Origin of the sequence: Pseudoalteromonas sp. CO325X (assembly GCF_004208955.1) — a bacterium.
Lineage (GTDB): Bacteria > Pseudomonadota > Gammaproteobacteria > Enterobacterales > Alteromonadaceae > Pseudoalteromonas > Pseudoalteromonas ruthenica.
In genome coordinates this window covers 50,307-61,871 of sequence record NZ_SGPG01000029.1, presented here as the reverse complement: position 1 = coordinate 61,871, position 11,565 = coordinate 50,307, and the positions used below count along the sequence as shown (strand labels likewise).

At 46.9% G+C, this 11,565-nt stretch carries 11 protein-coding genes; 4 read left to right on the top strand and 7 right to left on the bottom strand.

What is annotated here, in order from left to right:
- Positions 1-353 precede the first annotated feature (353 nt).
- The 3 genes from EXT46_RS15395 (at position 354) to EXT46_RS15385 (ending at position 2,192) form a co-directional block, all read left to right on the top strand.
- The gene (locus EXT46_RS15395; RefSeq protein WP_130148348.1) at positions 354-1,241 is read left to right on the top strand and encodes a hypothetical protein; all 888 of its coding nucleotides are present in this window, start codon (positions 354-356) and stop codon (positions 1,239-1,241) included.
- 87 nt (positions 1,242-1,328) lie between these two features.
- On the top strand, positions 1,329-1,826 hold the full coding sequence (locus EXT46_RS15390) for a hypothetical protein (protein WP_130148346.1): 498 nt from the start codon (positions 1,329-1,331) through the stop codon (positions 1,824-1,826).
- Positions 1,827-2,000: 174 nt separating this feature from the next.
- The gene (locus EXT46_RS15385; protein WP_130148344.1) at positions 2,001-2,192 is read left to right on the top strand and encodes a hypothetical protein; all 192 of its coding nucleotides are present in this window, start codon (positions 2,001-2,003) and stop codon (positions 2,190-2,192) included.
- A 280-nt stretch (positions 2,193-2,472) separates the two neighbouring features.
- On the opposite strand, the gene EXT46_RS15380 is transcribed toward EXT46_RS15385, so the two are convergent.
- The 7 genes from EXT46_RS15380 to EXT46_RS19115 form a co-directional block, all read right to left on the bottom strand.
- Positions 2,473-2,769 (bottom strand): hypothetical protein, encoded by a 297-nt coding sequence (locus EXT46_RS15380; RefSeq protein WP_130148342.1) that lies wholly within the window; start codon positions 2,767-2,769, stop codon positions 2,473-2,475.
- Positions 2,770-2,816: 47 nt separating this feature from the next.
- Positions 2,817-3,833: a S66 peptidase family protein gene (locus tag EXT46_RS15375; RefSeq protein ID WP_130148340.1), complete on the bottom strand. Its 1,017-nt coding sequence runs from the start codon at positions 3,831-3,833 to the stop codon at positions 2,817-2,819.
- A 127-nt stretch (positions 3,834-3,960) separates the two neighbouring features.
- A complete protein-coding gene (gene greA, locus EXT46_RS15370) occupies positions 3,961-4,437 on the bottom strand; it encodes a transcription elongation factor GreA (RefSeq protein WP_022946185.1) in 477 nt (158 codons plus the stop codon).
- A 46-nt stretch (positions 4,438-4,483) separates the two neighbouring features.
- Positions 4,484-7,702, bottom strand: coding sequence for a carbamoyl-phosphate synthase large subunit (carB, locus tag EXT46_RS15365; RefSeq protein WP_022946184.1), 3,219 nt, complete (start codon positions 7,700-7,702; stop codon positions 4,484-4,486).
- Between the two features lie 18 nt (positions 7,703-7,720).
- Positions 7,721-8,857, bottom strand: coding sequence for a glutamine-hydrolyzing carbamoyl-phosphate synthase small subunit (carA, locus tag EXT46_RS15360; protein WP_022946183.1), 1,137 nt, complete (start codon positions 8,855-8,857; stop codon positions 7,721-7,723).
- A 209-nt stretch (positions 8,858-9,066) separates the two neighbouring features.
- The gene (gene dapB / locus EXT46_RS15355) at positions 9,067-9,873 is read right to left on the bottom strand and encodes a 4-hydroxy-tetrahydrodipicolinate reductase (RefSeq protein WP_130148338.1); all 807 of its coding nucleotides are present in this window, start codon (positions 9,871-9,873) and stop codon (positions 9,067-9,069) included.
- Between the two features lie 255 nt (positions 9,874-10,128).
- On the bottom strand, positions 10,129-10,251 hold the full coding sequence (locus tag EXT46_RS19115) for a hypothetical protein (RefSeq protein WP_268838372.1): 123 nt from the start codon (positions 10,249-10,251) through the stop codon (positions 10,129-10,131).
- On the opposite strand from EXT46_RS19115, the gene EXT46_RS15350 reads away from it, so the two are divergent.
- Positions 10,250-11,563, top strand: coding sequence for a Na+/H+ antiporter NhaC family protein (locus tag EXT46_RS15350; RefSeq protein ID WP_022946181.1), 1,314 nt, complete (start codon positions 10,250-10,252; stop codon positions 11,561-11,563). The two genes, EXT46_RS19115 and EXT46_RS15350, sit on opposite strands and share 2 nt — an antisense overlap.
- Positions 11,564-11,565 lie beyond the last annotated feature (2 nt).

The window sequence follows — 11,565 nt, the reverse complement described above, 5'->3', positions numbered from 1 at the left end:
TATGTTTGTTCATGCTAGCCTCTGCTGTTTAGTTAATTTGCAAACTAATTATGGCTCTGGCTTTAAGCTAACCCACGAAAATGCGGAGGCTAGCACCGTGTGGGAGTCATTATGTCTATAGATTTTCCCCAATCGACATCTGCGATTTTAATCACCCTTCTAAGTTTTAAAATACCTTTAGAAGGAACAAAGCTTTCCTGTTGTGAAGTATGACTATTTCGATTAGTGTATGATTTAACTATTTTTTAAGTTTTATTAGTGTATCTATACATAGATCACCTCCTACCTTACAAGGTTGTGTACCTTGCAAGGTCTCACTAATAATTTGTTAAGTGCCCTTAGAGATTTTAACCATGAGTGAAATATCTGAATTATTAAAAGCATTAGCCAGTCTATTGTGGCCGATTTTCGCGTTTGTGGTTTTGTTCTTATTTAGAAGTCAGCTGGCAGATGCCATCGGTAGATTTAAGAAAGGCAAATTGCTTGGTCAAGAGGTAGAACTAAACGATTCTTTAGCAAATCTCCAGCGCTCAGCATCGCAGTTGTCCGAAGAGGTTTCTGCTATTCCATCAAGCGAAGTTGAAAGTTCAGACGGAAATGAGCTAGAAGATGATGAATCAAGTGTAAAAGCCATCATTCACGAGGCCGCGAGGTCACCTAAAGCAGCTCTGATCTTGCTTGCTGCTGAGATCGAAAAAGAGGCAAAACAAACACTTGCTAGCATAGGTAAGTTAAAAGGTCGGAAAAGTATAAATTTGAGACAAGCAATAGATGAATTAGATAGCCATTATGGTCTGCCGAGACATATCTCTAGCAGTCTACGACTGTTTTGGGAAACGAGAAATAAAATAATTCACGGTGGCGAAACTGACGAACGTAACATTTTAAGTGCAATAGATTCTGGTGTTAGCATTCTAAAATCACTCCAAGCCCTCCCTAGGGAAACAAATTGGGTACACCATCCTGGAGTGCCCATTTTTTCCGATTCTAAATGCACTGTTCCAATCAGCAACGGAAAAGGTGTAATTTTGAAAAGTGCCTCTTCCAGTGGCGCAAAAATATTCTACCGAATTTTCCCAACGACTCGAACTCACTTCGAAAAGGGAAGAAAAGTCGCTTGGGAGTGGAGCCATGAAAATAGTTGGTCTGATGCATGGTACAGAGATCCTGAGTCAAATGAGATTAAGCTTGCATGGAATAGCTCAATGGAGTTTGTTGGCCGTCATCTAGATGAGGTTTAGCACTTAACAAACAACTGCAGCGGACCAATTTACGCTGCGCTTCTATTGCCCGCTGAGTTGGGCGTTAATTTTAACAAAGGGAGTTGTATGAAAGTCCAAAGATTATTAATTTTATTATTAGTGTGTTTTCACTCTTTTCTATATGCAAGCGAGAGCCCTAAACATAGTCATAAGCAGATAGTTGAGGTTGTTGATGAGTTTATGTTGGCTATCAAGAATAAAGATGAGCAGTCTTTTACTAACCTTTTTTATAGCAATAACGTACCATGGCTTGGAGTAAACCCTGAAAAGAGAAAAGGAAACCTACCAAGTAACGACGGGATTATATATGCAACTCACCTTGGCTTTATTGGCTGGATTGCTTCATCCGAAGAGAATATTGAAGAGAAGTATTGGGATCTAACTATAAAATCAGATGGTGAAATTGCTTCGGTATACTTTAAGTACAGTTTTCATATCGGGGATTACAAAATGAACTGGGGTGATGAAACGTGGGATCTGATCAAAACCATAGATGGCTGGAAAATAGTCTCTGTTATTTATTCAGCTACATATAATCCAAATCCGCGCTCTGATAAGAACTAACAAGAGATTAAAAGTGATAAAACTGCCAAACTATTTTTACCCATTGACCAAGCGTTAGGTGCGCATGATATTAATTGGCAGCAGTGAAATGAACATATTAGCATAAAGCTAAACTCAGAGTTCTCCTCTGATGGCATGGCGCAGGCTGCTGTTAATGTGCGAGTGAATGGATTTATGGCGGAAGTATCAGCCTATTTAGACTTGTATGCGTTGCAATCATTTCAAAGCTCTTTAACCGTACTTACTCAAAAGCTTAAAGGGGTCGCAACACTTTTTCCTCTTGAAGATCCGTTTACTGTCAAATTAGCGGGAAATGGTAAAGGTCATATTGCAGTAACTGGGCACGTATTTGAAGAAGCCACATAGGGTTCTTGTTTGAAATATGAATTTGGCATTGACCAAACATATTTACCGGGCATACTTTCATCAATAAATGCGTCGTTAAAATAATCAACACTGGCGCACCTAATAAGCGCCTTAAAATGGACGAAAACGCTTGCTTTGCGCTGTTCCGTTGCTGAGTTTAGCCTGCTATTTTGTGGCGTTCACAGCAAGCGTTACCACCGTGCGCTTCTTACACTAAGCTGACCATCCAGCCAGCCTATTTCCATTGTATTAGTGCAACATTAAATTACCAATATAAAGTTTAATCCTTGTGCGACAACAGTGAATACAGCGCATCGATACGTTTATTAATGCGCCTGTGTTGATTGTGCATGTCAAAACCCTGAGCGAATATCAAAATCACCAGCACATAGAGTACTGGTTCGCTCAGCACCTCTGGATACATGGCTTGTAATAGCAGTACCACCAGCAAATTGCTAAGCAAACGCGCCACCCAGCTTTTCCATGTAGGGCGCAAATTATTAAACGTGGCTAAGTGTTGTTGTTGACGGCGTTGCTCCTCTAAACACCACTGCGCCATCACTTTGTCCTTTTGCATTTATTAGCTCCTTAAAAATTATGTATCAGCCTTTGTATATCGCGCTGTTAGCGATAGTGCTGCACCAGGCTAAGTTCACCCTGTTTAAATTCACATTCAGTATCGGCACCATTAACCATGACCCAGTTGGGCGCAACATGACCAATATCAGCATCGAGAACAACCGGACACGCCACTCCTTGGAGGGCATAATCAAGGGCATCATAGTAGCTAAAATCTCCCTGCCCTAGGCACAATGAACGCCCGAGAATAATGCCACTTAGATTCTCTAAGCCTCCAGTGGCGCGCACCGCCAATAAGCCCCGAGCAAATTGTGCCGGGCTCAGCTCGGCATTTTCCAAATACAAAATCACACCTTGATTGTTATGTGCTCGCCACTGCTTTAGGTCTAACAGCGAGCTGCATAGCAAAGGAAATAATGTATCGGCGCAGCCACCGATTAAACGTCCAGCAAACTGCGCTGAGTGCGCCCCTGATAACATGCGCGTGTGAGTTGGCGTATCTCCCTTAAAAACGGCTTTGGGATGCGTACGGTAGTTGGGGTGTGTCGCCTGATAACATTGGCTACTGCGTTGTTGCAATTGCTGGCCCAAGCTCAAGTTCAGCGCCGTAAATACTTGCTCAACCTGAGCACTGCGGTCATTGATGCCTAATTGCATTAAATTAGCGCAGTGCATGGTTGCCCACTGGCAGCGATAGCTTAATACGGCACTCATGGTGCTGATATCAGAAAACCCTGTTAACCACTTAGGTGCGGCATTGGCTAAGGCATCAAAATCCAAGTGGGGCAATAAATCTAAAGCGAAATCCCCACCCCAAGGCGGCATAATTGCAGCCACCGTCTCATCCAATAGCAGTGCCATCAGCTCATTGGCGCGCGCTTCAGGAGAGGCGCTCACTAACCCTTGTTTTCGTAGCGAGTCGCCCTCTCGTACTTGAAAGCCGCGTTGCTTAAGGCCCTCCAGTACATAATCCAAACGTGGCCAAAAAGGCGCATCGACACCTGAGGAGATCGCGGGAACGGCGATAGTATCACCGGGTTTTAACGGTGCAGGGTAACGCATGGGAGCTTCCTTGTTGAGTCATTTGCGCAGGCTATGATGCGCAGCACACGGTTTCACTGCGTAAGTGCATCACTGCCATAAAAAAGCCCGCGTCAAGGCGCGGGCTTTTTAGAATGAATACGCTCGTTTAGAGGTATTCAACTTCGATAATTTCGTATTCCACCGCACCATTGGGTGTTTCAATGTTCACGCTGTCGTCGAGCTGTTTGCCGACAAGACCGCGAGCAATGGGTGAATTAACCGAAATCAGGTTATTTTTAATATCCGCTTCGTCGTCACCAACAATGCGATAACGTACTTCTTCGTCGGTATCCACATTTAATATGGTGACCGTGGTGCCGAAAATCACTTTGCCGTTGTTCGGCATTTTAGTGACGTCGATAATTTGCGCATTCGACAGTTTCGCTTCAATTTCTTGAATACGACCTTCACAGAACCCTTGTTGCTCACGGGCAGCGTGATACTCGGCGTTCTCTTTCAAATCTCCGTGTTCACGCGCTTCGGCGATATCAGCGATGATCTTTGGACGCGTTACTGTCTTTAATTCGTTTAACTCTTCACGCAATAGCTCTGCACCGCGTGCGGTCATTGGAATTTTTTGCATAGTTTTCCCACTTACGGTAGGCCGCAGCAACACTGCGGCCAAGCGCTTAGTTTACTCGTTGGTGTAACTCTTGAACTGACGCTACGTGGCCACGATCGTCTGCTGAGTTAGCCGTACAGTTGGCAAACGCAGCATTCAAGGTGGTGGTGTAGTTTGTCTTGTGCATCAAGGCGCCACGACGTAACACTTTGGAATCCTCAATCGCTTGGCGACCTTCGGTGGTGTTTACGATGTAGCTGTACTCGCCGTTTTTAATGCGGTCAAGGATATGAGGACGGCCCTCAAATACCTTGTTTACACGGCGAACTGCGATGCCCGCATCTTCAAGCGCTTGCGCTGTCCCTGAGGTTGCGTCTAGTTCAAAGCCTAGTTCAGTCATGGTTTTAGCAAGCTCGATAGCTCGCGCTTTGTCACCATTACGTACTGATAGTAACGCGCGACCACCGCGTGGTAAAGCATTACCTGCTCCAAGCTGCGCTTTTGCAAAGGCTTCGGCGAAAGTATCACCAACGCCCATCACTTCACCGGTAGAACGCATCTCTGGGCCACGAATTGGGTCAACACCTTGGAATTTAGCAAAGGGTAACACCACCTCTTTAACACTGTAATAAGGTGGAATGGTTTCTTTGCTGATGCCTTGGCTCGCTAGGCTTTGACCAGCCATACAACGCGCCGCTACCTTAGCTAGTGGCACGCCCGTCGCCTTTGATACGAACGGAATTGTACGCGCGGCACGAGGGTTCACTTCAATCAGGTAAACTTCACCGTCTTTAACTGCGAACTGAGTATTCATAAGACCAATTACGCCCAGCTCAAGCGCCATGTTGCGCACTTGCTCACGCATAACATCTTGAATGTCTTGGCTCAGTGTATGGGCAGGTAGAGAACATGCTGAGTCACCAGAGTGTACCCCTGCTTGCTCGATGTGCTCCATAATACCGCCGATAATAACGGTTTCACCATCACACACCGCGTCTACGTCAACCTCAATGGCATCATCAAGGAAGTGGTCCAAAAGCACTGGGGCTTCATTAGACACCGATACCGCTTCATTCATGTAGCGGCGTAGGTCGTCTTCATCATAAACGATTTCCATCGCTCGGCCACCCAGTACATAAGAGGGACGAACCACCAGCGGGAAGCCAATTTCTTTTGATTTGGCAATCGCCTCTTCTTGCGACGTGACGGTGGCATTTTCAGGTTGCAGCAGGTTCAAACGCTCAACCATTTGCTGGAAACGCTCACGGTCTTCTGCACGGTCAATGGCATCCGGTGAGGTACCAATGATTGGCACACCGTTCGCTTCTAGAGCGCGCGCCAGTTTCAATGGCGTTTGTCCACCGTATTGCACGATAACGCCTTTTGGCTTTTCAACACGCGCAATTTCCAGAACATCTTCAAGGGTGATTGGCTCGAAGTATAGGCGATCTGAGGTGTCGTAGTCTGTTGACACTGTCTCAGGGTTACAGTTCACCATGATGGTCTCATAACCGTCTTCACGCATCGCCAGTGCTGCGTGCACACAGCAGTAGTCGAATTCGATACCTTGACCAATACGGTTTGGACCACCACCGATAACCATGATTTTGTCTTTGTCTGAAGGCGCCGCTTCACACTCTTCATCATAGCTTGAGTACATGTAGGCAGTGTCTGAGCTAAACTCAGCTGCACAGGTATCCACGCGCTTGTATACGGGCAGAATATTCAGCTGCTGACGCTTTTTACGGATTTCTTTTTCCGACACACCGGCAAGCTCAGCAATACGCGCATCGGCAAAACCTTTACGTTTTAAAGCACGTAAGAAGTCGCCAGTAAGGCCAGCTAGGCCGCCTTCTTTGACTTTTTCTTCGTCTTTGATGATGTCTTCAATTTGCACCAGATACCAGCGGTCAATCTTGGTTAAATTAAATACATCTTCCACGCTCATACCATGGCGCATCGCATCGGCGATGTACCAGATACGCTCAGCGCCCGGCTCACGTAGCTCGCGAGTGATTTTCTCAATCGCGCCTTTTTCACCAATAGGCAATACCGGGTTAAAGCCGGTCGCGCCTACTTCTAATCCACGTAGTGCCTTGTGCAGTGACTCTTGCTGATTACGACCAATAGCCATTACCTCACCCACCGACTTCATCTGTGTGGTTAGGCGGTCATTAGAGCCGGCAAACTTTTCAAAGTTAAAACGTGGAATTTTCGTAACAACGTAGTCAATAGACGGCTCGAATGACGCCGGAGTTTTGCCACCGGTGATATCATTTTGCAGCTCGTCCAGGGTATAACCCACAGCCAGTTTGGCAGCGATTTTTGCAATCGGGAAACCAGTCGCTTTTGAAGCCAATGCCGATGAGCGTGACACTCGAGGGTTCATTTCAATAATGACCACGCGGCCGTTATCTGGATTAACGCCAAATTGTACGTTAGAGCCACCGGTTTCTACGCCGATTTCACGCAGTACCGCCATCGAGGCGTTACGCATGATTTGGTATTCTTTGTCGGTCAGTGTTTGTGCCGGCGCTACAGTGATTGAGTCACCGGTGTGTACGCCCATAGGGTCGAAGTTTTCAATTGAGCAGACAATGATGCAGTTATCATTTTTGTCCCGCACGACTTCCATTTCGTACTCTTTCCAGCCCAGTAAGCTTTCGTCAATCAACAGCTCATTGGTCGGCGATAGGTCAAGACCTCGCGTACAGATTTCGTCGAACTCTTCCATGTTGTAAGCCACACCGCCGCCGGTGCCGCCCATGGTAAATGACGGGCGAATAATACATGGAAAGCCAATGCGCGAAAGCACATCGTGGGCTTCATCCATAGAGCGCGCAATTTCCGCACGCGGACACTCAAGGCCAATATTTTTCATCGCGGCGTCAAAACGCTCACGGTTTTCCGCTTTATCAATGGCATCCGCCGTGGCACCGATAAGCTCAACGTCATACTTAGCAAGCACGCCGTGCTTATCCAGCTCGAGTGCACAGTTCAATGCGGTTTGTCCGCCCATGGTTGGCAGCACCGCATCAGGCTTCTCTTTGGCGATGATTTTCTCTACTACTTCCCAGTGAATAGGCTCGATGTAGGTGGCATCGGCCATTTCTGGGTCGGTCATAATCGTAGCAGGGTTAGAGTTAACAAGGATTACTCGGTAACCCTCCTCTTTAAGCGCTTTACAGGCTTGAGCACCCGAGTAGTCAAATTCGCAAGCTTGACCGATAACGATCGGGCCTGCGCCTAAGATAAGAATGCTTTTTATGTCAGTACGTTTTGGCATTATTACTCCGGTCTTAAATTAGTTAGATTGCGCTTGCATCAGTTCGATAAAGTGATCGAACAACGGGGCTGCGTCATGGGGGCCTGGGCTAGCTTCTGGGTGGCCTTGGAAACTAAACGCAGGCTTATCGGTGCGGTGGATACCTTGTAAGGTACCATCAAACAACGATTTATGTGTCGCTCTAAGGTTCTCTGGCAAGCTTGCTTCATCCGCCGCGAAGCCATGGTTTTGCGCAGTGATCATCACTACCCCACGGTCAAGGTCTTTTACCGGGTGGTTACCACCATGGTGGCCAAATTTCATTTTTGCAGTGCTTGCACCTGAAGCCAGTGCTAATAATTGGTGGCCAAGGCAAATGCCGAAAATAGGGATGTTTTTATCTAGGAAGGTTTTAATGGCGTCAATGGCGTAAGTACAAGGTTCTGGGTCGCCTGGGCCGTTAGAGAGGAAAATGCCATCGGGATTAAGCTTTAACACCTCTTCTGCCGAGGTTTGTGCCGGCACCACCGTGAGCTTACAGCCTCTATCCACCAACATCCTGAGAATGTTGCGCTTAACGCCAAAGTCGTAGGCAACCACATGAAACTTTTCATCCTCAGCGCTTAGGGTTTTAAAGCCCTCGCCCAGTGTCCAGCTGGTTTCGCGCCACTCGAATGGCTCGCTGGTACAGACTTCTTTGGCTAAATCCATGCCTTTCAACCCAGGGAAGGCTTGCGCCGCTTCCAGGGCTTTATTCTCATCAACCTCATCGCCCGCGATGATACACCCGTTTTGCGCCCCTTTATCACGAAGGATACGAGTCAACTTACGGGTATCGATATCGGCGATGCCTAAAATGTTACGTTCTTTTAGGTAATCGTCGAGCGATTGTTGGTTGCGGAAATTACTCGCTAGCAGTGGCAAATCGCGGATAACTAGGCCTTTAGCCCAGATACGTGCCGCTTCTTCGTCTTCGCTGTTAGTACCCGTGTTCCCGATATGCGGGTAAGTCAGGGTAACGATTTGTTCGGCATATGACGGATCAGTCAAGATTTCTTGGTAACCAGTCATCGACGTGTTGAATACTACTTCACCCACTGACATGCCGTCAGCGCCGATCGCAGTACCGCGAAACACTGTGCCGTCTTCTAGGACTAACAGAGCGGATTTAGTCAAGTTAACCTCCTAACAGTAAAAAACGGGAGTAAAAATGACCGATTTACTACCCGTTTGCAGCGCTTGGTTATACGCATTATGAAATTTTGGCAAATTGACGATATTCTACACGAGAGTCGGAGAAAGATCTAATTAAAAGTTTGTAAATATAAAAAACAGCACCTATTCAATGAAAAACTCCCGAAACTCGTAAAAACACCCTTAAAGTTCTATAGTTCGAGCACATCTTGCATAGTATAAAAGCCAGGTTGCTTATTTTGCACCCACTTCGCAGCCCTCACAGCTCCTTGCGCGAACGTCATTCTTGAGCTTGCTTTGTGTGTTAATTCAAGCCTTTCACCCATTAATGCAAAGTAAGCCGTATGTTCACCAACTATATCGCCACCTCGTAGCACCGAATAGCCAATTTCCTTTTGAGATTTGGCCTGCTCACTTTGTGAGCGGTCATACACAGCGACGTCATCATGTTGCCATTGTTTGGCTTCGGCAATGGCTTCACCAAGGGCTAATGCGGTCCCTGATGGTGCATCAATCTTATGGCGGTGGTGAGCTTCGAAAACCTCTATGTCGGCGTCATCACCTATTTTCTGCGCTGCCGTTTGCACCAAATTAAGTAATAAATTAATACCGACGCTAAAGTTACGGGCAAAAACAATGGGGATATGCTCGCTGGCATCATACAGACGCTGCATTTGTTGCTCATCAAGCCCAGTGGTACCAATCACCATCGGCGTGCCTTTAGCAACGGCGATATCAAGGTGGGCCAGCATGCCAGCAGGAAGGGTGAAATCAATCAGCACGTCACACTGACTTTGCTCATCGAAGGCGCTAAAAGCTAAGCCCTCAGCGTGTTCGTTTAGGTCTTTAACTACATTGTTGACGTTGACACCGAGCAGTTGCGAGTGCGCGCGTACATAAGCGCCTGCGAGCTGCGTGTCACCATCATTATTGGTTGCAGCTAATAACACTTGCCCCATTCGGCCATTGGCACCGAGTACCCCTACACGAGCAGACATATATTTTCCTTCAATCAATGAAATACTGATAGCCTCTATGCTAACGCAGATGCACAGGGTGCGCGAGTGAGAAAGATTCAAAACAATGCCCTGCAGTCATGTCGTGTGCGATTGCAATTTAGGCCCAAGGTAAGCCCGCTAATTATGGCTAAGCGCTCGATAATGTTAATTTTTTGTGTTACTACTGAGTAAAATAACAACAACCACAATGAACGCCGTAGACTTTAGCCGTCCATACGTATAAACTGCCCAAAATTACGCGCCGATTTGGTCTTTGGCTTGCGGGCGCACGCAGGGTTTGATGGACAAATCATGCGAAAGAAATACAGCTAAAAGAAGAACTTTTGGCTGTTGGCGATCATTTTTTGAGGTATTCATGCAGCCTACTTACAACGCAACAACGGCAAAACTGTCGTTGCTTCCACTGCTTATTTTTGTCGCGCTATTTTTGGGCACTGGATTGTATTTGCAATCGCAAGGTGTCGATTATGCGTTTTACCAACTCCCTGCCCCAGTCGCGATTCTACCAGCCATCGTTATCGCCTTTTTGATAACAAAACAAAGCATTAATGCCTCGGTGGAAACCTTTATTCGTGGTGCTGGGCATAGCAACATCATCACCATGTGTTTGATTTATCTATTGGCCGGCGCATTTTCCGCTGTTGCTGGAGCCACCGGCGGCGTTGATGCTGTGGTCAATGCCGGCCTGTCTTTTATTCCTGCAAGTATGCTATTACCTGGGCTGTTCCTAATAGCCGCGATAGTATCGACGGCCATGGGCACGTCTATGGGCACCATTGGCGCCATCGGCCCAATCGCCCTTGCCGTCTCGGCGAAAACAGGCATCGACCCTGCACTTATGGCGGGTACTATCGTCTCCGGGGCCATGTTTGGCGATAACTTATCGATCATATCTGATACCACCATTGCGGCTACACGCACCCAAGGCTGCGAGATGAAAGACAAATTCCGTGAGAATTTAAAAATCGCCCTGCCTGCCGCCATTTTAACAATTACATTATTGGTCATGCTCACACCACCGCCACAACAGGTAGAAGTTGCGGAATTTGATTGGCTCTTAGTGTTGCCGTATTTCTTTATTCTTGTGCTTGCAGTGATGGGATTGAATGTCTTTGTAGTGCTCTTTAGCGGCATTATCTTCGCAGCAATAATGGGCTTTACAGGCGACTACCAAGGCGGTGCCTTTGTAAAAGACGTTTATCAGGGTTTCAGTGACATGCAAGAGATTTTCTTGTTATCCATGTTCATCGGTGGCCTGTCGGAGTTTATTCGCCGAGGTGGGGGGCTGGATTACCTTGCCAATAAAATTCAAGCGTTGACCAAAATCATTGCCCGTTTCAATCGCAAGGTGGCTGACCAAATTGGTATTGCGCTGCTAGTGATGACATCGAATTTGTGTATTGCCAATAACACGGTCTCCATTATTGTCGCAGGCCCGGTGGCTAAGAAGCTCGCAGACGATGGCGACATTGCAGCAAAGCGCTCGGCCAGCTTACTGGATATTTTCGCCTGTGTACTACAAGGCTCATTGCCTTACGGCGCCCAAGCTCTGCTACTAGGTGCAACGTTTAGCATTAGTCCATGGCAGGTATCAACCTCGGCTTATTACTGCTTCATCTTGGCTGTTACGGCAATTATTACCATCATACTGCGGCGCCATCGCGGTTAAAT

Coding starts and splice junctions, on each gene's coding strand:
- dapB (WP_130148338.1), bottom strand. CDS start 9,873: ATGTCTGCTCGTGTAGGGGTACTCGGTGCCAATGGCCGAATGGGGCAA.
- EXT46_RS15390 (WP_130148346.1), top strand. CDS start 1,329: ATGAAAGTCCAAAGATTATTAATTTTATTATTAGTGTGTTTTCACTCT.
- greA (WP_022946185.1), bottom strand. CDS start 4,437: ATGCAAAAAATTCCAATGACCGCACGCGGTGCAGAGCTATTGCGTGAA.
- EXT46_RS15385 (WP_130148344.1), top strand. CDS start 2,001: ATGGCGGAAGTATCAGCCTATTTAGACTTGTATGCGTTGCAATCATTT.
- EXT46_RS19115 (WP_268838372.1), bottom strand. CDS start 10,251: ATGAATACCTCAAAAAATGATCGCCAACAGCCAAAAGTTCTTCTTTTA.
- EXT46_RS15375 (WP_130148340.1), bottom strand. CDS start 3,833: ATGCGTTACCCTGCACCGTTAAAACCCGGTGATACTATCGCCGTTCCC.
- EXT46_RS15395 (WP_130148348.1), top strand. CDS start 354: ATGAGTGAAATATCTGAATTATTAAAAGCATTAGCCAGTCTATTGTGG.
- carB (WP_022946184.1), bottom strand. CDS start 7,702: ATGCCAAAACGTACTGACATAAAAAGCATTCTTATCTTAGGCGCAGGC.
- EXT46_RS15350 (WP_022946181.1), top strand. CDS start 10,250: ATGCAGCCTACTTACAACGCAACAACGGCAAAACTGTCGTTGCTTCCA.
- EXT46_RS15380 (WP_130148342.1), bottom strand. CDS start 2,769: ATGCAAAAGGACAAAGTGATGGCGCAGTGGTGTTTAGAGGAGCAACGC.